Origin of the sequence: Breznakiella homolactica (assembly GCF_016616095.2) — a bacterium.
GTDB classification, from domain to species: Bacteria; Spirochaetota; Spirochaetia; order Treponematales; family Breznakiellaceae; genus Breznakiella; species Breznakiella homolactica.
In genome coordinates, this window is sequence record NZ_CP067089.2 from 2391604 (window position 1) to 2414856 (window position 23253).

Below are 23253 nucleotides of genomic sequence, written 5' to 3' on the forward strand. Positions count from 1 at the left end.
CGGCAACACAAAAAATTGTGGAGGAGGTTTTACATATATAATAACTAAAAATCGGGTAAATGGTTACAAAAAAAGAAATCTTTTGAGGTTTTTAAAAAAGGCCGCCCGGCGGCCCTTTGCGGTGAACGGTGAGCTTACAATTCCCAGGTATATCTGAGCCCCGTGGAGACACGGAACCCCGCGGCAAAATCGGCGGACCAGTTGTCCTCCTGACCCGATTCTGGAAAATACGACTGCCAGGCGAATTCCGCAAACAGCGAAAGCTTGCCGTCCGCAGCCCGTATGGTCAGCGGCGCCCAGGTAACACCGATGGCGCCGAGCCAGGAATTTCCGCCTTTATACGAGCGGGATTCCCCGCCAGACTCGAGCACGGGATCGCCGATGGTAAAAGCGGGTCCGATAAAAAACCGGAAGGTGTCGCTCAGCCCCGCCGACAGGGTCACGGGCATTCTGAAAACCCCCAGAGAACCGTCCCATTCGGGGCGCAGCTCCAGGCCAACGCGCAGGTAACGCTTGGCGATCGGGATATCATAGGCGGCCCGTATCTGGAATGCGCTGCCCCGGAGGGGATCGGCGAAGCTGCTGTTATAGGTATTCCAGCTGGGAGCCGCGGCAATGCCCAGGAAAAGTCCCAGGTAATCCGCCGAAGTCAGGGCTCTTCCTGCTCCGATATAGGTACGCTGCCAGTAATCTTCATGTAAAGATGAATAAATAACACCGGTTTTGGGGCCTTCCGACGCGGAATGGATGAACCGCCCTTCCCCCAGGTAAATCCCTACATGGGAAACGGAACCGGTGGTATTAAAAAACACCAGATCCCCGGGCTGCAGTTTTTCATCCCGGATCGGCTCGGTCCAGGTGTACAGGTTTTTTACGGTTCTGGGTACGGTTACATCCAGGACATCCCGGAAGACCAGGTATACCAATCCCGAACAGTCCAGGCCGTCGGCGCTGTGTCCGCCGTACCGGTAGGGAACTCCCTTGTATTTTTCCGCTGCCTGGGTCACATCGGAGCGTACGGATTTGGGTGATGATACGGCCAGGGGAACTGCTGCGAAAAGACTTCCGGATAGACACAAAAAAACGATTACCCATACCAGCGGTTTAGATAGCAGATTATATGGTATATTCTTCATTCTAACGGTACTAAAATACATAATTTTCATAAAAAAAGCAATATTCCGCGGGGTAACCGCAGTATATAAAAAGCTCTACACAGAAGTATGGAGATACTAAGCCGGGGGCCCGTCTGATGGAAAAAATACCGCAGGGCGGTTTTTCTTTCCATCAGACACCCCGCGTTGCTTTGTTGCGCCATACTTCTGTGCCGGTTCCCCTTGAATCCTGCGGTTACCCTGCTCTGAGGGGGTGCCGGCTATGTGACGCCATTCTCAGCGTGCGGCAGCGGTCACGATTTGGGGCGGCGGCTCAGGGCCCGGACGAACGCGTCCATATCCGCTTCCCCGCCGGGTCCATGGGGAAGAAGTTCCTCCCTGCTGATGTCAAGCTCAAAGGGCCGCCGGGCTACGTGCTCCGGATAATGGGCATCCGAAGACGTGGTCAGCGGATACCCAAGGGTATCGATCTGGGGCGGCAGCCGGACGCATTCCACCGCCGCCCAGGGGCCGGGAACAACGACGCCGAGCTGGCTGGTCATGGAAAACGCCGGACGGTCCACATGGGCGGGGATGGTGATGCCCCCGTATTTTCCGGTTACTGCCCCCAGATCGTCCAGACTGATGTCCAGGGCGTTCACCAGGTAGTATTCCACTTCACCTTCTATATTATCGTCTTCATCCACGTATACTTGATCGCCGGTGCGGTCAGGGTCATTGGGAAACTGGGGCAGCAGGGAATACGCATAGGAGCTGAATTCCATGGCGGCCTCAAGCTTTGAGAACAGGCACAGGACATGGACTTCCTCCTGGGAGGCGGCTTCCATGCCGAACAGGGGGATAAGTCCCAAACGGGCACAGTGTTTCGCGAAAGCGGGGCAATTAAGGGAGGAATTGTGGTCCGTCAACGCGAGAACCTCCACCCCCCGGGCCGCGGCCAGTTCCGCCAGCACCCCCGGCGACAGATCCAGAGAACCGCAGGGGGACAGGCAGGAATGGTTATGAAAATCCGCGACTAGGGCCATGGGGTTATTCCGTTTTTGCGCTGAGTAAATTGTACACTTTGCCGGAAACGGTAAACTGGTTGTCCTTGGTGCGGAGCACCGCGATACCTTCTTCCCGGGCGGCGTCCAGCATATCTTCGGGGACAGGCCGGGTATTGCAGACGATAACCGCTGTAACATTAACCAGGGTGGCCACGGCTATGGTATTTTTGTGGGCCTGAATGGTTATCAGCACACCCCCTTCCCGGGCGTTGGCCATTACATCCGAAAGCAGGTCCGACGTATAGGCGCCCATAACCGGGGTATCGGCGAATTCCTCATGGAGTATTTCCGCCCCCAGTTTTTCCGCCAGTTCCCTGATGGTCATTCATTGTCCTCCCCGTTTTTATTGAGGTAAATAATTGACTGAACCGTGGTCCCCGCTCCCTGGGAGGATTCAATGATAAATTCGTCGGAAACCCGTTTGGTATTCGCCAGGCCCATACCCGCGCCGAAACCCAGGGAACGGATCCATTCATTGGCGGTGGACCAGCCTTCCTGGATGGCGACTTCCACATCGGCGATACCGGGGCCTTTGTCGGCGGCGGTAATGATTACCTTTTCCGGCTGGATGGAACAGCTTATGGTGCCGCCCAGGGAATGGACCACCTGGTTTATTTCCAGCTCATAGCTTGCGATGGCGATCCTCCGGATGATTTTGGGGTCAATGTTCAGCCTTTTCAGGGCCTTTTTTATTTCCGTTGAGGCGTGGCCGGCAAGTTCAAAATCGTACCGGGTGGTTTTAAAATCCATCTCCGAAACCTCACCCGAGGGAGGCGCTTTTTCGTGCTGTATTTTTTCCAGCCTGAGCACCTCACGGTTCATCTCCACCAGCAGGGTGCGGATGACATCCTTGGAACTCAAGATACCCACCAGTTCACGGTTTTTATTGAGCACGGGAAAACGGCCGTAACGGAATTTGTTGAGGTAGCTGATGGCAAAGGAAACGGGCATATCATCCTCAAGGACAATCACGTTTTTCGTCATCCGTTCCTCCGCGGTATCATCGATATAGCCCTTATCCAGGGCAGTCACGATATCGTCAATCGACACGAGACCGAGCAGGCGGCGGTCTTCGGCGATGGGAAGCCCGGTGATGTAGTTTTCCCGCATCACCGCCTGGATATGCCGGAGGGTATCGGTCTTTTTTGCGGTAATGACAGCACTGGTCATTACATCCTTTATTTTAAGCCGGTATATGAGTTCAAGCACCACCGAAGGGGAATCAACGGTACTTATGGGTATATCTTCGTGAAGGGTATTGCCGTCACTCATGGCTGCACTCCTGCGGACTATCCGGGAAAGGGTTCCTTTCCCAGGATATAGCGTTCTATTATATCGGCGACGCCGTCATCGTCATTTGTCCGGGCGCTCACCACGCTGGCGATGGCCTTTATCCGCTCGTCACCGTTCACCATGGCGACACTGCGGCCGGCCCATTTGAGCATGGCCTCGTCATTCATGGAATCGCCCACGGCGAGGACCGATTCACGGCTGATGCCGAGCCGTTCGGCCACAATGGCCAGAGCCGACCCCTTATCCGTATCCTTTGGGAGAATCTCCAGGAAATAGGGCTTACTGGTAAAGAGGTTCGCCTCGTCATCCAGGTAGGTCTTGAGGATAATTTCCAGGGGTTTGAGGATCATAGGGTCCCCGGGAATAAGCAGCTTTGAGCAGCCTGAGGCGATCATGGCTCTGAAATTCTCCACCACCACCTGGCGCAGGCCGGTAAGCTTTACATCCTGGTCGGCAAATTCATTGGACCGGGAAACGTAGATTATTCCGTCCTCGTAAATCTGTACGGGAAAACCCTCGGCGTCGGCCAGGTCGTAGGCAATCCGGGCGGCTTCCGCGGGAAGGCGTACTTCGTAGATAATATTCCCGGTATGGCTCTCCTGGATAATGGCGCCGTTGTTGCACACCAGATATCCCGGCCGTTTGTGGAGTCCGAGAATCCTGGCAAACTCCTCCATGGCATTGGGGATCCGTCCCGATGCCAGGACCACCACCACTCCGGCGGCTTCGGCTTTTTTTATCGCGCTTCTTGTACGGAAGGAAATCGTAAGATCCGACCGCAGCAGGGTATCGTCCAGATCCAAAGCAAGCATCTTAATTTGATTCATACCATGGCCTCCGTCTTCAGGGGCCCCGAAAGACCCAGCAGGAACCCCAGGGAAATACAGGCCTCAAACATGGTCAGGGGCGTCGAAAGCAGGGTTATGTCCTGTTCTTCCGCCAGATCCTTCATGGCGCGCTGGGGCAGTTTATCGTTTACCAGAAGTATACCCCGGGCGCCGATCATGTCGGCGGTCCGCAGGGTCTGTTCGGTAGCCAGAGACGTTACGATAAGCAGATCCTCGTAATCGGTCACCAGGACATCGCTCATAAGATCTCCGGCAACCACATGGCGCAGGGTGATTCCGGAAAAATCCGTTGATTTATTCACCACATGGGCGGGTAAGTTTTCCACAACTTCGATAAACGTCATTCAGTCTCCAGTTTACGGTAGTTTTTCGCCGCCTCCGCGGCGGTTTTGACGTAAATTTCCGCGTTCCGCTTAAGATCCGCTATTTCCTCATCGGTAACATCCCGGATTCTGCGGGCGGGTGATCCCATTATAAGCGAACGGGGAGGAAAAATCTTCCCCCGGGGAACGAGGCTGCCGGCACCCACAATGGAATACTCCCCGATATGGGCATTCCCCAGAAGAACCGATCCCATACCGATAAGGCAGCCATCGCTGACGGTGCAGGAATGGAGGATTACCCGATGGCCTATGGTCACGTACTTTCCCACGGTGCAGGGGATGTTTTCATCCGTATGCAGCACCGAACCGTCCTGGATATTACTCCCCTCGCCTACTTTTATCGGCGCGAAATCCCCCCGGAGAACAGCGGAAAACCACACAGAACACCCTTCATCCAGTATTATATTACCAGCAACCTCGGCATTCCACGCGATAAATACGTTTTTTCCTATTATAGGGATGGTATCCCCTATGGTGTGAACCATTGTTACCCCCTGCTTACAGAATAAACCCTTGCCCTGGGGTATTCAATAGCAATTCTTCCCGGTATCATGCTATACTTAAGGAAACTATGGGAAGAGTATACGTTTTTGTTAACCAGAAAGGGGGTGTCGGAAAGACAACCTCCGCAATTAACATCGGCGCCTATATGGCGGAGGCCGGAAAGTCCGTTCTCCTGGTTGATTTCGATTCCCAGGCGAACCTTTCCAGCGGGATCGGCGTGGAAAACGCGAAACCCGGGGTGTATGAGCTCATTTCCGGCTCCGCCCCGATTGATCAGGTTATCAGGAAGACCAGCACCGCCCGGCTGTCGGTCATTCCCGCCAGTATCGATCTTTCCGGCGCCGCGGTGGAGCTTATTGAACAGGAAGAGCGGGATCTTTTTCTGAAAAAAGCCCTGGAACCGGTGCGGAACCATTATGATTTTATTCTCATAGACTGCCCTCCTTCTCTGGGGGTGCTGACCCTCAACGGGCTGGCGGCGGCGGACGCGGTGCTCATTCCCATGCAGTGTGAATATTTCGCCATGGAAGGCCTTTCCCTGCTGATGCAGACCATCAAGCGGATCCAGAAAAACCTCAACCCCCAGCTCCGTATCGGGGGAATTTTCTTTACCATGTTTGACCAGCGTACCCGGCTTGCCCAGGAAGTGGTCCGCCAGGTCAGCGCGTATTTTAAGGACCGGGTCTTCAGGACCATCATCCCCCGGAACGTGCGGCTTTCCGAAGCCCCGTCCCACGGACTGCCCATTTCACAATACGATCCCTCCAGTACCGGAGCCCGGAGCTATAAAAGCCTCGCCGAGGAGGTGATCGAACGTGGCAGTTAAGCACGGTTTGGGCAAGGGCTTGGAAGCCCTGATTCCCATGGAGGACGGAGAGGAAGTACTGAGAGGTCCCTCCGCGGCCGGGGAACGGCTTATTCCCCTGGATACTCTCAAAGCCAACCCCGGGCAGCCCCGGACCCATTTTGATGAGGAAGCCCTTATTGAACTGGCGGATTCAATCCGGGAACACGGTGTTATCCAGCCTATCATTGTGGAAGAAACCGAAGACGGGGGCTACATAATCGTCGCCGGGGAACGGAGGAGCCGGGCCGCGAAAATGGCGGGGCTCAAGGAAATCCCCGCCCTGGTGCGGAACTACTCCGAACAGCGGCGTATGGAAGTGGCTCTCATAGAAAACGTCCAGCGGGCGGATCTCAATCCCATGGAAGAAGCCCGGGCATATAAAAACCTCATGGCCCTGACAGGGCTGTCCCAGGACGAAGCGGCCCTGCGGGTCGGAAAAAACCGGTCCACCGTGGCAAACGCCCTCCGGCTGCTGAAGCTGCCCGAGGCGGTCCAGGAATCCCTGGAAGCCGGGCGGCTCACCAGCGGCCACGCCCGGGCGATTCTGGCGGTGAACAGCCCCGCGGACCAGGATGTACTCTACCGCGAAATCATCGGCATGGGTATTTCCGTGCGGGAAAGCGAACGCCGGGCCGGGGAGCTGAACAGCGGAAAACAGGGGGACCCGAAGAAAGAGCCCAAACCGGCGCCGGTGAAACGGGATCCCGAAATTGCGGCCATGGAAGAAAAATTCATCGAGGCCCTGGGGACAAAGGTCAGCATCCAGGGGGACCTCCAGAAAGGAACCATCCGTATCGACTATTATTCCATGGATGACCTGGACCGGCTGTATTCAATCCTTGGCGGAAAGGATTAGCTCCCAGTAACCCACATCACGCCATTCCCCGAGTTTAAATCCGACCTCTTTAAAATGGGCAACCTTATTAAACCCAAATTTTTCGTGGAGCCTGACACTCCCATCATTGGGTAAGGTTATTCCGGAAATAACCGCGTGGCATTCGGTTTTCCGGAGAACATCCAGAAGCGCCGTCAGCAAGGCCGTTCCGATCCCTTTGCCGGTAAGATTCGGCTTGAGGTAAATGGAATCCTCCACAGAATACCGGTAGGCGCTGCGTTCCTTAAACTTTCCAGCGTAGGCGTATCCGGTGATCTCACCGTTTTCTTCCCAGACGAACCAGGGATACGCGGCGGTAATATCCCGGATACGGCCGGCCATTTCTTCGTTGGAAAGGGGAAGCTCCTCAAAGCTGGCAGGGGTGTATTCAATGTAATAATTGTAGATCCCGGCAATTGCCGGAGCGTCCGCATCGGTCACAGGCCTAATCATTGGGTGTCTCAAGATCAAGGGACATGCGGATCATATCCCGGCATTCAATATCACCTTCAAAAATCGGTTCGGGGTAATTCCTTCTGAAAAAATCGAAATCCACCCCAACAATCCTGAACCCGCACCGCTGGTACAGCATCATCTGGTACAGCCCGGGATTACCCGTGCCGATTTCCACGGTACGGCACCCCGATTCCCGGGCTTTTTCAATGCCGAACAGGACCAGGGCCTTCCCGATGCCCCGGCATCGCAGGGATTCCTTAACCGCCACATTCATGATTTCCATGGTCCTGGGCCGTGTTTTAAGAAGCACGATTTCCCCGGCGATTTCACCGTCCAGGCGGACCGCATAACAGACACCCCGGCTAAGGTAATCGTCCACCATGGCCTCCGACGGATCAGCGTCAAGCAGCAGATCAGGCACAGCGGCCTTAGGATCTTCCAGAAGCTCAAAGGAAAGGTTCATAAAACCATACTATTTCCGCAGGAAAAATATTACAAGAGGAGAAACCCCGATTTTTTGAACAGAAAAGTACCATAAATTTTTGGAGCTTTCCTGCGTAACCGGCTCTATGCTGTCCGCTCGCGAGGGCTGCTGCAAAACCGAACAACGATGCTGCCATTTTATTCAGGAAAACTGCGATTTTTCCCGCCATCGCGGTGAGCACACCCAAATCATACCATCCAATACACGGCGCTAGCAAGGATTTTCAGGATACCAATGGGATGAAAAACACTGTACAGATTTTTACTTTGAAACCCTCTCAAATCCGGAATACGGCAGATCATGGAAGGCGTCTCCGGATACGGGTTCTTTATAGCGCAGGGAAAAATAATCCCACCCGTCTCCGCCTAACTCAACACAGGAAAGAAGTATTTCATATTTTTCAGAAGCGGCGGTTCCATCCGCGATCTCACCGCTGGGGGTGCACAGTATATCTGTCAGCGAATTATCCGTAATACCATAGACAGGATAATGATAGGAGGCTGAATCCCCTCTCGCAAAAACATGTTGTATCACCGGCGCGTCCGCAGGAATTTCCGTAACAGTTATCCCAAGCTCTCCGGTTTTTCTTTCCTCCCTGTTTCCCGTATAAAAAACAGTTTGGGTAAAATCCTTAAAAGCCAGCCGGTTACCGTTCATATCCCCGCCCCGGATTACACCGTTATACTCATACTGAATTGAACCATTACGGAATGACAGTGTTATCGTATAGGTTCTTGCCGCGGACGACCACCAGATATGATCGCTCATACCTGTTCCTATTTTTGTGTCAACCTCCTGTCCCCGGTAGGTTCCGACAAAGAAAGATTCCGAGGAGCGGTCGGAAGGATTATTACTGTCCGCAGCAGTTATGATACCATTTTTCCAGTTAAGCTGAATTGGAAAATCAGAAATAACAACCGGTAAATATCCGTAATTCGCGAAATCTTTAAAGGAGAGGGTATGCGATCCCGCCCCGGATACCTTTCTTTTGTACATCAGCATGGTTTGAGCGTTGCCGTCTTCGGCAGATAAACATATCTCGTATTGGCTGGAAGCCGATGTCTCAAGGGGCATAGTATCTTTATTTATATCGTATATAATTTCCGACACCGAGCCGCCGGAAGGAACAGCCTCATAAGAACCGGCAAAATAAAAATAATAATAATCATTGTCATCATCTTTGATAAGTGCAGTACCATCTTTCGCGCTTACCCTAATAGATGATGATTGGTATTTTTCCGGTATATCCGTAACGGTAATTTTAAGACTACCCGGAAGTTCTGTATCACCGCCGGGGATTACTCCGTTAGCACAGCTCCCCAGGAGCAGCACCGCCAAAAGAATAATCAGAACTTGAATTTTCTTCATCCAGATTTCTCTCAGCATGGGGCGTTGGTTCATCAGAGCTCTTCTTTTCCTGTGGCGACTCTGGTGCAGCTGATATTCAGATTTCCGTTGCGCTGGCGGATTTTGTCAATCAGTTCTTTTTCTCTTTTAGGATCAGTCAGTGTAATGGTATACCTAAGTTCATACAGACTCCCCAGGTTGGTGGTCTGGACCCGCTCAAGGGTTGCTTTCTTTGTAAATTCACTGAACAGATCATCAAACAGACCTGTATAATCCAGATCTTCCGGTATGACGATTCTTAAGGTTCGCTGCGACTGGTTACCTTCCCCGAAGCGAACGACGGAATAGAGCAGCATTACGACACTTATGACCACCGTAAAAATCACGGCATAGCCGATAAAACCCATGCCGGTGGCGAGCCCCACGGCCATGGCAAAAAAGATACTGGTGATTTCACTTGCGCTGCCGGGTATTGAGCGGAAGCGGACGAGGCTGAACGCGCCCATCACCGCGACACCTACACCCAGGTTGCCGTTGACCATAAGAATTACGGCCTGCACCATGGCCGGAAGCAGCGCGAGGGTTATCACAAAACTCTTGCTGTATATATTCCGGTACATATAAACCACAGCGATCACGACACCCAGTACCAGCGAGGCCGCAAGGCATATCAATGTCGTGACCGTTAAACTGCCGGGAGCTAGTGTTAAAATACTATCCAACATATCTTTTCTCCTTCATATTTAAAATTTCCCAATAGACCCTGCCGTATTTTGAGAAGGATATAGGGTAGATTTTCTGCTGGGACAGGAGATGGCTCAGCCAGAAGGGAAAAGCCCCATTCAGCTTGATCTCCATCAGACGTTCTCCGGGAGACAACAGAGGTGTACCATAATCTCCGCTTGCGAAAGTAAGCTGATCGTTCCGCCACCGGGTGTTTTTGTCGAAGGTGATACGTAAACTGCTGTCCGCGCTGCCGCACAGCGCAATCCGGTCGTAGAATACCAATACCTTGGGCGCCGGACGATAATGCATCTTAAACCATTCAATTTCGTTCAGAATCTGCCCTTTATGCTCCGGCAGTATGCCGCGGCTGAAGTATTGCTCACATTCATTAAGCGTCATGGGAACCCTGCGTTTATACGTGATACCGTTCAGCTTCTTTTTCAGTTCCAGAAATACAATGTCTTCCTGCTTTGGAATGCCATAGCTGCGCAGACGCAGTTTTTCTTTATATTCCGGCTTTTCAAGGGACCGCCGGATGAGTAAGTAATCCTCCGTATCATAGTAAAGGGAGCATATTGTGTGCAGTCCGTATTGATCCTGCTGCATATACTCCATCAATGATTTTAAAAGCTGTTCATATTCCGCCTGGGTTAGCAGATACTTCTTTTCATGGCGTTCAAATACCATTCCGGAAGCAATTTTTAGTTTCGCCATATATACCCTTATTTCCGCTTATCCTAGAGATAACTTCAAATCATACCATCTAATATACGGTACTTTCAAGGATTGCGCCCGGCGAAAAAAGCCGATTCTCCTGTATTTTAAAACAGCCCATCCGGACGGCTTTTCTGTGCCGCCCAAAACGCCGGGCAAATTTCCCGCGGTTTCTCCGGGAAATACCCGGTTTTTTGTATTTTTTTAATAAATTCAACAGATGAATAATTTGACAGCCGCCGTTCAGCCATTATAATAAACAGGAAACCCGGACAATTGAATTGTCCGGTAAATTTGGTTATACTTTAAATATGGATATACAAGCATTATCTATGGATATGGCTCAGGACCGGCTTCTCGAAGCCGCGGGTCTCCAGGTGCAGAAAATGGCCCTGGGGGACGCCAAAGAACAGGGCGCGGCCCTGATGAAACTCATGGATTCCGCGTCGGTGATTACCGATCCGGCCATGGGAAACAAAATCGACATCCTCGCCTGATTCATAGCCGGGAGGGGTTTCCGTAAAAACGCTTCCCGGCCACACTAATTTGATTTAATTCACGGTATACCCTTCTCCGCGGAGCGTCTGCACGGCTTTTTCCAGGGACACTTCCTTTATCATGATGTAATCCGTATCATAGGTTGAAACCACGAAAATACTGACCTCAGCTTCCGCGAGAACAGCGCTGATACGGCTGATAATTCCGATCATGCTGAATTCAAGGGTCCCGGAAACCCTGAACAGCCGCCACCCGGTTTCAGCCTTTTCGTATCCCCCTAAGGAACCGGCGGGCGCCGTCACCGAGAGCTCATCACCGGTTTTCGTCACCGAAACGAAGGCTCCGGCAAAAACATCAGCGGGCAGCTGAGCCGCCGGACCGTACCGGTACACGGAATATTCACCATCGAGAAGTTTCAGATTCATACACGCTCCTTGCCGCAAAAATCCCCGCTCAGATATTCCGAAGGGGTACAGCCGCAGATCTTCCTGAAGACCGCGCTGAAATAATGCTGATTTGAGAATCCCACCCGTTCCGCCACCTCAGCGATCCTGGTCAGCCGTCCCTCCCGGCGCAGAATCTCTTGGGCGCTGCCAATCCGCAGCTTTGTCAAATATTCGCTGAAGGACAAGCCGGTCTGTTTTTTCAGCACCTTGCTCAGGTGGCCTTCACTGATACCCAAAGCTTCCGCCAGGGTTCCCAGGGAATAGGCGCTTGCCCGGTAATGCTCTTCAATATGGCGGATAATGGAACCCAGCACAGGATCCCCGTCATACCCGGGGCCGGGTGTCACCAGTTCCATGGCGGCTTCCAGGGTGCGCCGGAGTTCTTCCGTATTAATCGGCTTGAGGAGGTACCGGAATACCCCGTGGCGGATGGCTTCCTGGGCGTATTCAAAACGGTTATAGCCGCTGATAATAATGAAGATTGTTTTAGGGTATTCCGCCTTGGCCGCTTCGATAAAGGCCAGGCCGTTCACGAAGGGCATGTTGATATCCACCAGGGCGATGTCCACGGGATTCTGCCCCAGGATCTCCAGGGCTTTGCGGCCGTCACCGGCTTCCTCGATACGGCCGGCGGGAAGACCGGAATCGGCTATCCGTTTCCGGATGCCGCTCCTGATCCGTTCTTCATCATCGGCGATGAGTATGCTTATCATGACGGCTCCTCCCCGCCGGAAATCACCGGAAACCGGACCCGGGCAATCACGATGCCGTCCCCGGCGAAAAGCGCCACCCCGCTGTCCGAGCCGAATTCGAGCCGGAGCCGTTCGTTGAGATTGAAAATACCGTGGCCGTGGGGGCCGCCGGTTTCTCCCGCGCCGAGCCGGCGGTTCACTTCCTCAATTTTCGCGGCATCCAGTTCGAGATAATTATTTTCGATCCTGATTTCGCAGACACCGCCGGCATTGCGGATCACCGCGCGGATGGTGCCGCCCCGCTCCATGGAGCGGATCCCGTGGTTTATGGCGTTTTCCACCAGCGGCTGCAGACTGAACTTCATGATCCGCTGATTCATGGGAACTCCCTCCGCGTCCAGGGTAAAGGAAAAACGCCCTTCATAGCGGAGCTGCTGGATCTCCAGGTAGCTTTCAAGGTGGCTCAGTTCATCCGCCAGGGGAATAAAAGACTCCAGGGTTGCCAGGCCGGTACGGAAGAACCGGGCCAGACCGCCGATGGCGGATTCAACCTTTCCGTAATCTCCCTCGATGGCCATGGACTGGATCGTTTCCAGAATATTGTACAGAAAATGGGGTTTAATCTGGGCGCAGAGAGCCCGGTATTCCGCCCGGCGTTTCTGCTGCTGTTCATCTCTAACCTGGCGGATCAGGGTCTGCATATTATCCAGCATGCTGTTATAGGAATGTCCCAGGCTGTGAATCTCGGCGCAGCTTGTATCGGGCTGTATGGGAATGAAGATCCCCTGGGCCAGCCGCTGCATGTGGTCCTCCAGGGACGCGATGGGTGCGACCAGTTTCGCGGTGCTTCTCCGGTTGAGCGTGATGGCCATTCCCAGCACCGCCGCCCCGAGCAGGACAATAAGCAGAATGGTGGTGTTTATCCGGCGGTCCAGAAAACTGTCGGGGACGAGCATTTCCACTATCCAGAGCGGGTAGGACCGGATCGGAGCGCTGAAAAGGGTATGCCCCCGTTCCTCTCCGGGACTTCCGGTCAGATCTGAAGCGATCAGGGTACGGCGGGTTTCCCGGTTTACCAGCCGCACAGGAAAGTCCCGGATATTCGCCCGGGACACAATTTCCCGGAGGTATCCCGATTCAACGGCGGAACTGAGGTAGCCCGTAATCGCCCCCCGGGAATTATAAATTTTCTTCAGAATCAGGAGCACCGACGCGCCATTCGCCCGGGACACAATAATATCCGAAATGACCAGATCCGTTTCTTCCCGCTGGAGGGCAATATAATAATCCCGGTTCCGTACGTCGAAGATATCTCCGGTGGTGACGTGGCTGAAGGCGTCCAGGCTGACGATTCCCATGGATTCATAAACTTCACTGTTCCGTTCCCGGAATAGTTCCAGCTGGGCCACGGCGGCGGCGACTTCTTCCGGCCCGCCGGTTTCCAGGGGGATTTCCCCGGCGAGCCGGGTAATCTCGGTTATCCGGGAATCCAGCCAGTAATTTATTTCATTGGATTTTGAATCCATCAGGTCCGTGGTGATCCGCCGGATATCCGGGGCGATGAACCAGCGGATATTGATCACCGAAACGGCGATGACCGAAAGCACCGCCACCCCCAGGAGGATGATCACCGGATAGGTTAGCCTTGCGTAAAGCGATTTCACGTATACCCCGATTGTCTGTGCTTCATTACCCTATTTCACCATATCCATAATTGTTTGAATACTCACCGGATAAAAACTGTTTACATCCACACCGACATTAACGGCTCTTTTTCCTAATACTTCAAACCGCGCTGCCTGCTCGCCGTTATTTCCGGAATTGTGAATATGGCCGTATAAATGTACCGCATCCCTGAAGTAACCGTCCCATTCCAATATGGGATAATGAAACAATACGAATTTCATCTTTTCATATTTCAATACATGATAGTCCTTAATCCATTGAAAGCATTTTTCATCAAACCCTTTTTCATAAATAAACTTATCATGGTTCCCCTTTATAAAGTATTTTTTTCCATTTAAGTTCTTTATAATTTCATTTGTTTCTGTTCCGCGGCCTCTGAATATCAGATCACCGAGAATATAAATCTCATCACGGTCCGTAACGCGGGAATTCCAGTTTTGAGCCAATGTTTTATTCATTTGTTCAACATCAGCAAAGGGTCTGCCGCATAAACGTATGATATTCGCATGGTTAAAATGCGTATCCGCTGTAAAAAATACCATCACAATGCTCCTTTAACAGAGTCGCTGAGATACAATCATACTCAAAGAATGAACCCGCGCATACGGGCCGGGATATCTTACTGGAGCATGAGCATTAATCATTTGGGAACAAAAAAATCCGAAACGGAAAGACTTATATTATAGCGGTTTACAATACATGACGCCGAAAACGCGTTCTGCAACCGGGCCAGTGACTTTTATCAATGGGCAATAATTCTGTGGGAAACAATGGCGGAACAGGAAAATCATCTCGGAGGCGCTAAACCGGCTCATCACGTTTTTTTGGCGAGGTTGGTGTAAACAGAATTGAATCACGGTATGATCCCAACAATCAAAACTTGGGATAAGTGATGGTAAAATGCGGAATGTATTACGAAGGACATAAACGGCAGGCTGATATAAAAAACCAGGGACTATGTGATTCCGTTGAATACAGTATATTGGCGGAGGATTATAAAAAGGCTCCCCGGTGATGTTCCGGGGAGCCTTTGGTTATTTTGATGTGACCGCGATTACTTTACCACATTCTGCCCGGCGATTCTGCCGAACACGATTATATCCGTGATGGCGTTGCCGCCGAGCCGGTTCGTACCGTGGATTCCTCCGGTGACTTCCCCGGCAGCGTAGAGGTTTTGAATGGGCCGGCCGCCGGTATCCAGTACCTGGGCTTTGGCGTTGATCTCGATTCCGCCCATGGTGTGGTGGGTGGACGGGGTGGTCTTCTGAATATAGAAAGGTCCTTCCTTAATGCTTATCAGGTTGCCGCCTTTGCTGAAATCCGGGTCCCGGCCGTTCGCGGCGAAGCCATTGAAGCGGCTCACTGTAGCGATGAGCGCCTGAGGATCGATTCCGTAATGGCGGGCGGCGTCTTCAATGGAATTGGCCTTGTAAATAACTCCGTCCTTCTCCATGGTTTCGTATTCCTTGGTATGGATAGAAACCATATTGCCCACGGATTCGATTTCCTTACCCCAGATAAGGTAGGCTACCGAACCGGTCTGGCTGACGATGCCCTGGGAAATAACGTCCCGCCGGCCCATTTCATCCACGAAGCGGTTCCCTTCCTGGTTAACCAGAATGGCGCCGTCGAACCGGGAGTTCGCCACGTAGGAAATAATTCCCGTCACGGGACTGCAGGTGGGATACACCTGGATGAGCTCCATATCGATGAGCCGGGCTCCGGCTTTTTCCGCCATAACCATTCCGTCGCCGGTGCTGGCCGCGGTGCAGGTGGTGGCGTATTTTTCATCGTATTCGGGGTTGTATTTCTTCCGCATTTCCAGGTTCGCGCCGAATCCGCCGGTGGCGATCACCACGCCATTGCCGGCATTGAAGGTGACGGTCTTGCCGTTGTTTTCGGCCGTTACTCCGGTGACGGCGTTACCCGACTTGACCAGGTCCGTCGCCCGGGTTTCGGGGAAGAAATCCACACCCAGTTCGTCCGCCCTGAGTTTGAGCTTGTTGATGAGGTCGTCCCCTTTGTTGCCCTTGGAAACCAGGGCCCGGGGAACGGAGTGGCCGCCGAACTGCTGGAGCCGGTCGGGCATGAATTCGACATGGATGGTTTCGATGAGCCAGTTGGACGCGTCCAGGGCGTTGAAGGCCATCACCCGGACCAGATCCCGGTTCGCGCGGCTGTCCCCGGAAAGGTAAGTATCTTCCTCAAATTTCTCGGGTGTATCCTTGACGCCCTGCCGGATCTGGAGGGCCGAGCCTGGCACATTGAGGCCGCCCCCTGAAACCAGGGTATTGCCGCCGGGGAACATGGTTTTCTCCAGGAGCGCCACCTTTGATCCCGCCTGGGCGGCTTCCACCGCCGCCGCAAGTCCCGCGCCGCCGGCGCCGACCACCACGACGTCATAGGTATAGGAATCCCGCATCGCCGGGCCGGAGGCGCTGACCTTTGCCATGGATTTGATAGTACTGTCCGCGGCGCCCGCCAGTTTCAGGGCGCCGGTTACCGCCGCGGCGATAGCTTCGGAACTCCGGGTCGCGCCGGAAATAGCGTCCACGTTGACCGTATTATTCCGCACCATGGCGGCGGCGATCTTGTCCATGGCCACGTCCCCAAGTCCCTTGGTTTCGCTGTGATCCGCCACGGTCACCGCGGTCATTCGGCCGTCATTAACCGCCACATCCACCGTAACGGTTCCGTTGTTTCCCGTACCGGTGCCGCGGTAGGTTCCGTCCCGGAGCACGTCATAGGTCTTCACCGCAGCTGCCTGGTCCGTCCCGCGGGAAGTGTTCCCGGCGCAGCCGATCAAGGCCATGACCAGAACAACCGCGGTTATTATGGATGGTATTTTTTTCATATTCTTTCCTCCTTCCTGATTCTGAAAAGGTATTACCCCACCGCATACTATCAGGCAGGAAAAAAAGAAGATTTACAAAATTCGGTTTATTTGTATGAAATCCAGTGATGGCGCCAGGGTAACCGCAGAATATCTGATTACCAGGCAAAGCAGCATGGTGATACCGGATCCGGGGGTCCTGCCTGGACACAGGGGATATGGCTCCTCAGCGGCCTGCGGCCTCGAAAGTCGCTCATATCCCCTGTGTCCAGGCACCCCGCGTTACCGAGATGGAACCATGCTGCATTGCCGCCACGCTGTATACTGCGGTTACCCTGCCTTAAGTGAGGGGCTGGGTGTGGGTAGATATTTCGGTATGGTGTGATGCCGAGGCCCGACGAGAGAAGCTCTTATGTTCTCATGCCATACCTGCGGAACCGGCAAGCATATCAGGGGACCCGAAGGACACACGCAGCCCTCCTGTGAAGGGCAGCATAAAGCCGGTTAAGGCCGGCAAGCACCCGGGCCGTAATGGAAACGCCGGGTGGCGTATACAAAGGGGATTGAGCGACTTTCTAGGCCGGAGGCCGACGAGGAGCCAATCCCCTTTGTATACGACAGGACCCGCGGCACCGATATACACCGGGTGCTTGCCGGATTGAAAGGCTTTGTGCTCCCCCTCTAACCGTGATACACTGGGCCTGTGAATATCATACTTTTCGAATCCCAGGAAGTGGGCCGGCCCCTTTCACGGCGGGACGAACGGACCATTCATCTCGTCAAGGTACTCCATAAAAAAACCGGGGATATCTTTGACGCGGGAATCCTCAACGGAAGCCTGGGAACAGGCCATATAGACTCAATAGGCATTGACGGGTCCCTTCGGTACTCCCTGGATCTCCGGGACGATCCGCCTCCCCGGAATCCCATACGGATTGGCGTGGGATTCCCCCGGCCGATACAGCTCAGGAGGCTGCTCCGGGACCTGTCCAACCTCGGGGTACAGTCCATCGACCTCCTGGGGACCGACCTCGGGGAAAAAAGCTACCGGGATACGAAACTGCTGAACGACGGCGGGGCCCGGGCCGCGCTTATCGAAGGCGCTGTCCAGGCCAGAGATACCCGGCTCCCGGACGTCCGCTCATTCAGAACTCTGGATACCTGGCTTGAGGAACAGCCCTGGGAGAAGGAATACGCGGAAAAGAACACCAATCTTCCCCTCCACGGCTCACCTCTGCTTATCGCGCCGGATAATGTCCGCCCCGAAGGATCCATGACTCACCTGGGCTCATCCAAGCGGCCGGTCGTTCTCGCGGTCGGTTCCGAGCGGGGATGGTCCGACCGGGAACGGGATCTGCTGGAACACAGCGGTTTTATCCGGCTGTCCATGGGAAGCCGGGCGCTCAAGACCGAAACCGCCTGCATCGCCGCGGTCATTCTGGCTCTGGAAAAAACCGGCGGCCTCGGGTAATATCCTTCTATGAACCAGGACCAGGTCAAAGAGATTCTCCTTTCCATTGAAGACGCCTCCCTCGATTTTACCCTCGTTTTTTCCGGGAAACAGAGTAAAAAGGTCAACGGCTTGTACAAACCCGAACCCAGGGAAATCATTATCCATAACCGGAATTTCAACGGGGACGACAATCTGCTCCTGTATACGGCGATTCATGAATACGCCCACCACCTGCACTGCTGTTCAATGGGGGGGAAACTGTCGGGCCGGGCCCATACGTCGGAATTCTGGGCGATATTTCACCGGCTCCTGGAAAAGGCAGAATCCCAGGGGACCTACCAAAATGTCTTTGCCGGATCACCGGAGCTGACCCAGCTGACCGATGAGATCAGAAAAAAATACCTCTACGAAAACGGCAGTCTGGTCAAGGAACTGGGACGGGAACTGCTCAAAGCCCATGAGCTCTGCACCGCCATGGGAGCCCGGTTTGAGGATTACCTCGACCGGGTGCTGTGCATTCCCAAGGTTGCCGCCAAGGCCGCCATGAAGATGTTCCAGTATAACCTGAATCCTTCGGTGGGTTCTGATAATATGAAGTTTCTCACGGGTATCAGAAACGAGGAACAGCGCATGGCCGCGGAAAGCGCCCTCCTGTCCGGAAAAAGCCCGGACCTGGTAAAAACGGAAATCGCCCGCAAACCCCGGGAGGAAGATCCCAAGGTTACCCTGGAGAGGGAAAAACTCCGGCTTGAGCGGACCATCGATTCCCTGACCAAACGCCTCGATGAGGTAGAACGGGAGCTGGAGGAACTCTAGATATTCCTCCGGGAAGATCACCACCTCCGGCCCCGCACAATGCCGGAACTGTCCCCATACACCCTTCACCGGCAGGGTACCTGCAGTATAGAGAGAAATGGTATGGAAGCATGGTGTATCCAAAGCCGCGCGGGGTGTCGTATGAAAAGAAATACCGCCCAGCGGGATTTTTTTCATACGACGGGCCCCAGGAAATGGCTCTCCATACTTCCGTGTCTACCTACTAAACCTTACTGCCGGTACCCTGGGAACATTCATGATTTCACCCTGTACTGCCGATAATCAGAAAACCATGCATGCCCTTAAAATGTCCGCGGCCGTTCCCGGCCGGGGGATTTGGATAGTTTTCTGCCTCCTGGCAGTCTGTATCCCCCATCTAAATGCTGAAAGCGCGTCAGTCGCCACCCCCGGAACCGTTGAAATAACCAGAACCGTTTCCCGGAAACCCTTTCCGTCTCTGTATTTCACGGACAATTACGCGGACTATCTGGCCAGGGAAGGCGCCCGGCCTTACTGGGTTTCTACGGAGGCGGAACTTGAATACCTTGCCCGCCTCGCGGAAGACCGCAAGTCAATCCTGCTTAACCAGGACATCCTCGCCTTTTACGGTCATCCCCTTTCCAAACGCATGGGGATCCTGGGAGTATATCCTATTGAAGAACTGGATAAACGCCTTACAGCCCTGGCGGATGAATACCGGGAGCACAATAACGGCAGGGGTATCAAAAAAGCGTTTTATATCATCTACGGCACCGTGTGGCCCGAGGGTGAAATTGGCATACTCCGGGATTCCGTACTGCTCAGCTACATCGAATACGCCCTGGAACACGATATTCTCGTTTTCATAGACCACCAAATCGGAAAATACGATGTCATTGATTCCCTGCGGCGGATGCTTCCCTATCTCCGGTTTCCCAACGTGCATCTTGCCCTGGACCCGGAATGGCGTACCCAGAAACCCATGGAGGAAATTGGCAGCGTCACCGCCGCGGAGGTTAATGAAGCCCAGCGGGTAATGGAAGAATACCTTATCGAACACAACCTTCCCGGGGAACGGATGCTGGTTATCCATCAGTTCAACTGGCGGATGATCCTCAACCGCGAACAGGTCAGGAGCAACTTTGACCGGGTCCGGATCGTCCACTGCGCCGACGGCTTCGGCAGTCCCGATCTCAAACGCCATTCCTACGCCTACAATGCCAGGGCCGCCAATATGCCAATCAAAGGTTTTAAACTGTTCTATAATTCCGGGATTCCCGGAGCGGGCTTTGACGATCCGATTTTAAGTCCCCGGGAAGTTCTCCGGCTTGACCCGAAGCCCTATATCATCATGTACCAATAGCAAAATCTTTCAGTACCCTTGCCGCTTATCCACAAGGTTCATCAGGGATTCGCCCCGGGTATACCGTCCCAGGTTGTCCAGGAATATTTCCAGGGCTTTTTCCCCGTAATCCGGACGGATTCCCCCGTAATGGCCGGTGATGATCACGTTTTCCATGTCCCATAAGGGCGACCCGGGATCCAGCGGTTCTGTTCCGAACACGTCCAGCAGAGCGCCGGCGATGGTTTCACGTTCGAGCGCCTCCGCCAGGGCGGTCTCGTCGGTGGTGGCCCCCCGGCCGATATTGCAGTACACCGCGCTGTTCTTCATGAGTTCAAATTCTTTTTTACCGAAGGAACCACGGGTTTCGGGTGTATGGGGAAGGATGTTAACCACAAAATCAGCCCGGGGAAGTTCGTCGTGGAGCCGGGCGGATGGAACAATACGCACCGTCCCGTCAGCTTTGCCGGCGGGAGGATTCCGCCTGAGACCGGTAACGGACATACCAAACCCGGCGGCAGCCCGGGCAGCGGATTCGCCGATGGACCCGTACCCGAGGATCAGCATTGATTTCCCGTCCAGGAGCGAAAGCGAACCGCCCCCAAGCTTCAGCCACTGGTGCTGCCGCTGGGCGGCAAAGGCCTTCGGCAGCGCCCTGCACCAGGCCAGGAGCAGAGCGAAGAGATGCTCCGCCATCTGGGGGCCGTGCATGCCCGATGTGGTGGTAAGGAGAAAAGGAAGGTCCTTTACTTCGGGATACTTCTGGAGCCAGTCCGCCCCGGCGGACCAGAGTTGTACCCACCGGAGGTTGGGCGCCCGGGAAATAAGAGAAAAAGGAAAGTCCCCGGCGGCGATTTCAATACGGTCCAGGTACTGCGCGATTTCATCCTGTTCCGAAGCGACGACAACTTCCCGGCCTTCCCCGGCGGCCGACACCTTTTCGGCTCCGCCGGCGGGGAATGATCCCGGTTTCAGGGCGACTAAAACAATTCCTTTTTTGTGTTCCATGGTTTTCATCATATAAAAAAACCCTTCAAAGTCAAAGGCTTTGAAGGGTCTGCGGACCAATCCCGCCGGGTTATTCCGGCGGAATGTTAAAATTAACGGGCTCCGGCGAATTTGGCGGACTGCTGCCCGGCCACCCGGCCGAAGACAACGATATCGGTGATGGCGTTTCCGCCGATCCGGTTGCCGCCGTGGATACCGCCGGTCACTTCCCCTGCGGCGTAAAACCCGGGAATGGGAGCGCCTCTGGTGCTGATGACCTCGGTATTGGTATTAATCTTCACACCGCCCATGGTGTGGTGGACACCGGGAGCGATTTTGATGGCGTAATACGGGGGATTAACCAGGGGATTTTCCATGGCCTCGTCCCGGCCGAAGGGATCGCCGGCGCCGGCCTTGGCGGCGGCATTCCAGGTTTCAACACTCTTCCGGAAGTTCGCCGGATTAACGCCCATCTTGGCGGCCAGGCCTTCCAGGGTGGGATCTTCCAGCACAAAGCCGCGGCTCACGTAGGTGTTGATAATAGACCGGATATTCCGGACATTCTGGTCGAATACGATGTACGCGTAGGAATCCGGCTGGGCCAGGACCGCGGCGGAAACCTTGTCCCGGGTGAGGATCTCATTGTAGAAGCGGTTGCCGTCGGCGTTGATCAGGATCGAGCCGTCCCGGCGGAGGCTTTCGGAAACCAGTTCCGACGTGGACTGCTCCACCGTGGGATGGATCTGGATCTGTTCGATATCCGTAAGGTCCGCGCCCACGGCCTCTGCCATTACGATACCGTCACCGGTCGCGCCGGGATGGTTGGTGGTCACGTAGCCCTTAAGTTCGGGGCGGTACTTGGTGAACAGGTCCTCATTGGCGCCGAATCCGCCGGTGGCCAGGACCACCGCTTTGGCGTTAACCGTAACAGTATTGCCGGTCTTACCCACACAGCGTACACCGGCGGCCTGGCCGTTTTTCATGATAATTTCCTCGGCCTTGGTTTCCAGCATCACCTGGATACCGTCCTGTTCCGCCCGGGCGGTGAGAACACGCATCAGCTCAATGCCTACGGGGCCGCCGTTATTGACGGCGTGAGACCGCTGGGCCGTAGTATAGTTCCCGAAGGTGTAGTTCATACCGAGGCCGGTAAGCCAGTCAACCGCGCCGGAAGAGTTTTCCACAAAGAACCGGAGCAGCGCCGGATCATTGAGTCCGTGGCCGCCGTCCATGGTATATTGGTAGAAAGTATCGTTGGTGTAGATCTTGCCCGCCCGTTTCTGGTACTGGGTTTCGGAGGCGTTCATACCGCCGGAGCCTTTGATGGTATTGCCGCCGACCAGGGGCATTTTTTCAATGATAACCACGGACCGGCCCGCTTCCTTCGCTTCGATGGCCGCGCTGAAACCTGCGCCGCCGGCGCCGATGACCACAACGTCAACATCCATGGTGACGTCCTTTTCCTTTGCCGCCGCAGCGCCGGCCTGTTTAAGGGCGGCGATGTTTCCGCCCGCCGCGGTCAGGGCAGCCTCAAGGGCGCCCAGAAGACCGTTGCTGGTAATGGTAGCGCCGGCCACCGCATCCACCGCCAGGGACTGGTTTTCGATAACCTGTCCGGGAATCATGGTGATGGCGTTGCTGCCGATACCGGGGGTTTCGTTGTTGTCCCCGATTTCAATAGCCGTAATCTTTGAGGCGTCCACGGTTACCGAAACCGTGAAGGTCCCGCCGAATCCCTGGGCTTCCGCGGAATACGTTCCCGGGGTGTAGCTCTGGGCACTGCCTTTGCCGGAACTGGCGCAGGCAAAAAACGAAATCACCACAGCGGCGCTCAGAACCGCGGCAATAAAAATTTTCTTCATGGTCACTCCTTAAAATACTAAT

Annotated in this window: 26 protein-coding genes; 7 read left to right on the forward strand and 19 right to left on the reverse strand. The window is 54.2% G+C overall.

The annotated features are described in order from the left end of the window. Positions 1-134 precede the first annotated feature (134 nt). Positions 135-1007, reverse strand: coding sequence for a C40 family peptidase (locus JFL75_RS10785; protein WP_223292620.1), 873 nt, complete (start codon positions 1005-1007; stop codon positions 135-137). A gap of 16 nt (positions 1008-1023) precedes the next feature. Here JFL75_RS10785 and JFL75_RS10790 point away from each other — a divergent pair, with 16 nt between their 5' ends. Beyond that, entirely contained in the window at positions 1024-1236 is a 213-nt protein-coding gene (locus tag JFL75_RS10790) for a hypothetical protein (RefSeq protein ID WP_223292621.1), read from the forward strand. 172 nt (positions 1237-1408) lie between these two features. Here JFL75_RS10790 and JFL75_RS10795 read toward each other — a convergent pair whose 3' ends face one another. From JFL75_RS10795 to JFL75_RS10820, 6 genes are read right to left on the reverse strand one after another with little or no spacing between them, the layout of a single operon-like run. Then, the gene (locus JFL75_RS10795) at positions 1409-2140 is read right to left on the reverse strand and encodes a PHP domain-containing protein (protein WP_215626699.1); all 732 of its coding nucleotides are present in this window, start codon (positions 2138-2140) and stop codon (positions 1409-1411) included. 4 nt (positions 2141-2144) lie between these two features. After that, positions 2145-2486 (reverse strand): DRTGG domain-containing protein, encoded by a 342-nt coding sequence (locus tag JFL75_RS10800; protein WP_215626700.1) that lies wholly within the window; start codon positions 2484-2486, stop codon positions 2145-2147. Then, entirely contained in the window at positions 2483-3433 is a 951-nt protein-coding gene (locus JFL75_RS10805; RefSeq protein ID WP_215626701.1) for a CBS domain-containing protein, read from the reverse strand. The genes JFL75_RS10800 and JFL75_RS10805 overlap by 4 nt, the downstream gene beginning before the upstream one ends. A gap of 17 nt (positions 3434-3450) precedes the next feature. Further along, positions 3451-4281 (reverse strand): Cof-type HAD-IIB family hydrolase, encoded by an 831-nt coding sequence (locus tag JFL75_RS10810; protein WP_215626702.1) that lies wholly within the window; start codon positions 4279-4281, stop codon positions 3451-3453. Continuing rightward, complete coding sequence (locus JFL75_RS10815; RefSeq protein WP_215626703.1) at positions 4278-4646, reverse strand: hypothetical protein; 369 nt, start codon at positions 4644-4646, stop codon at positions 4278-4280. The genes JFL75_RS10810 and JFL75_RS10815 overlap by 4 nt, the downstream gene beginning before the upstream one ends. Next, entirely contained in the window at positions 4643-5170 is a 528-nt protein-coding gene (locus JFL75_RS10820) for a gamma carbonic anhydrase family protein (RefSeq protein WP_215626704.1), read from the reverse strand. Before JFL75_RS10820 ends, JFL75_RS10815 begins: the two co-directional genes overlap by 4 nt. Before the next feature lie 86 nt (positions 5171-5256). Here JFL75_RS10820 and JFL75_RS10825 point away from each other — a divergent pair, with 86 nt between their 5' ends. Both JFL75_RS10825 and JFL75_RS10830 read left to right on the forward strand, forming a co-directional pair. Next, the gene (locus JFL75_RS10825) at positions 5257-6015 is read left to right on the forward strand and encodes a ParA family protein (RefSeq protein WP_215626705.1); all 759 of its coding nucleotides are present in this window, start codon (positions 5257-5259) and stop codon (positions 6013-6015) included. Beyond that, positions 6005-6892 carry a ParB/RepB/Spo0J family partition protein gene (locus JFL75_RS10830; protein WP_215626706.1) on the forward strand — a complete coding sequence of 296 codons (888 nt, stop codon included), beginning with the start codon at positions 6005-6007 and terminating at the stop codon, positions 6890-6892. Before JFL75_RS10825 ends, JFL75_RS10830 begins: the two co-directional genes overlap by 11 nt. On the opposite strand, the gene JFL75_RS10835 is transcribed toward JFL75_RS10830, so the two are convergent. From JFL75_RS10835 to JFL75_RS10855, 5 genes are all read right to left on the reverse strand, one after another. Continuing rightward, a complete protein-coding gene (locus JFL75_RS10835; RefSeq protein ID WP_215626707.1) occupies positions 6869-7363 on the reverse strand; it encodes a GNAT family N-acetyltransferase in 495 nt (164 codons plus the stop codon). The two genes, JFL75_RS10830 and JFL75_RS10835, sit on opposite strands and share 24 nt — an antisense overlap. Further along, a complete protein-coding gene (locus tag JFL75_RS10840) occupies positions 7356-7829 on the reverse strand; it encodes a GNAT family N-acetyltransferase (protein WP_215626708.1) in 474 nt (157 codons plus the stop codon). Before JFL75_RS10840 ends, JFL75_RS10835 begins: the two co-directional genes overlap by 8 nt. 282 nt (positions 7830-8111) lie before the next feature. Then, positions 8112-9218, reverse strand: a complete 1107-nt coding sequence (locus JFL75_RS10845; RefSeq protein ID WP_215626709.1) for a hypothetical protein — start codon at positions 9216-9218, stop codon at positions 8112-8114. A gap of 32 nt (positions 9219-9250) precedes the next feature. Further along, entirely contained in the window at positions 9251-9922 is a 672-nt protein-coding gene (locus JFL75_RS10850; RefSeq protein WP_215626710.1) for a DUF4956 domain-containing protein, read from the reverse strand. Beyond that, on the reverse strand, positions 9912-10637 hold the full coding sequence (locus JFL75_RS10855) for a polyphosphate polymerase domain-containing protein (protein ID WP_215626711.1): 726 nt from the start codon (positions 10635-10637) through the stop codon (positions 9912-9914). Before JFL75_RS10855 ends, JFL75_RS10850 begins: the two co-directional genes overlap by 11 nt. A 311-nt stretch (positions 10638-10948) precedes the next feature. Here JFL75_RS10855 and JFL75_RS10860 point away from each other — a divergent pair, with 311 nt between their 5' ends. Further along, positions 10949-11134, forward strand: coding sequence for a YjfB family protein (locus JFL75_RS10860; protein ID WP_285291950.1), 186 nt, complete (start codon positions 10949-10951; stop codon positions 11132-11134). 54 nt (positions 11135-11188) lie between these two features. Here the strand turns inward: JFL75_RS10860 and JFL75_RS10865 are convergent, their stop codons facing one another. The 5 genes from JFL75_RS10865 to JFL75_RS10885 form a co-directional block, all read right to left on the reverse strand. After that, positions 11189-11560: an ACT domain-containing protein gene (locus tag JFL75_RS10865; protein ID WP_215626713.1), complete on the reverse strand. Its 372-nt coding sequence runs from the start codon at positions 11558-11560 to the stop codon at positions 11189-11191. After that, positions 11557-12294, reverse strand: a complete 738-nt coding sequence (locus JFL75_RS10870) for a response regulator transcription factor (protein ID WP_215626714.1) — start codon at positions 12292-12294, stop codon at positions 11557-11559. The genes JFL75_RS10865 and JFL75_RS10870 overlap by 4 nt, the downstream gene beginning before the upstream one ends. Beyond that, positions 12291-13937, reverse strand: a complete 1647-nt coding sequence (locus JFL75_RS10875) for a histidine kinase (RefSeq protein ID WP_215626715.1) — start codon at positions 13935-13937, stop codon at positions 12291-12293. The genes JFL75_RS10870 and JFL75_RS10875 overlap by 4 nt, the downstream gene beginning before the upstream one ends. Before the next feature lie 30 nt (positions 13938-13967). Then, complete coding sequence (locus JFL75_RS10880; RefSeq protein ID WP_215626716.1) at positions 13968-14501, reverse strand: metallophosphoesterase; 534 nt, start codon at positions 14499-14501, stop codon at positions 13968-13970. A gap of 512 nt (positions 14502-15013) precedes the next feature. Continuing rightward, entirely contained in the window at positions 15014-16813 is a 1800-nt protein-coding gene (locus JFL75_RS10885) for a flavocytochrome c (RefSeq protein ID WP_215626717.1), read from the reverse strand. 682 nt (positions 16814-17495) lie between these two features. On the opposite strand from JFL75_RS10885, the gene JFL75_RS10890 reads away from it, so the two are divergent. The 3 genes from JFL75_RS10890 to JFL75_RS10900 all read left to right on the forward strand — a co-directional run bounded on the left by JFL75_RS10890 (position 17496) and on the right by JFL75_RS10900 (position 20403). Further along, a complete protein-coding gene (locus JFL75_RS10890; protein WP_215626718.1) occupies positions 17496-18263 on the forward strand; it encodes a 16S rRNA (uracil(1498)-N(3))-methyltransferase in 768 nt (255 codons plus the stop codon). A gap of 9 nt (positions 18264-18272) precedes the next feature. Further along, positions 18273-19061, forward strand: coding sequence for a hypothetical protein (locus tag JFL75_RS10895; RefSeq protein WP_215626719.1), 789 nt, complete (start codon positions 18273-18275; stop codon positions 19059-19061). A 256-nt stretch (positions 19062-19317) separates the two neighbouring features. Next, positions 19318-20403 carry a hypothetical protein gene (locus tag JFL75_RS10900; RefSeq protein ID WP_215626720.1) on the forward strand — a complete coding sequence of 362 codons (1086 nt, stop codon included), beginning with the start codon at positions 19318-19320 and terminating at the stop codon, positions 20401-20403. 9 nt (positions 20404-20412) lie between these two features. Here JFL75_RS10900 and JFL75_RS10905 read toward each other — a convergent pair whose 3' ends face one another. Both JFL75_RS10905 and JFL75_RS10910 read right to left on the reverse strand, forming a co-directional pair. Next, the gene (locus tag JFL75_RS10905) at positions 20413-21402 is read right to left on the reverse strand and encodes a D-2-hydroxyacid dehydrogenase (RefSeq protein ID WP_215626721.1); all 990 of its coding nucleotides are present in this window, start codon (positions 21400-21402) and stop codon (positions 20413-20415) included. Positions 21403-21482: 80 nt separating this feature from the next. Then, positions 21483-23231: a flavocytochrome c gene (locus JFL75_RS10910; RefSeq protein ID WP_215626722.1), complete on the reverse strand. Its 1749-nt coding sequence runs from the start codon at positions 23229-23231 to the stop codon at positions 21483-21485. Positions 23232-23253 lie beyond the last annotated feature (22 nt).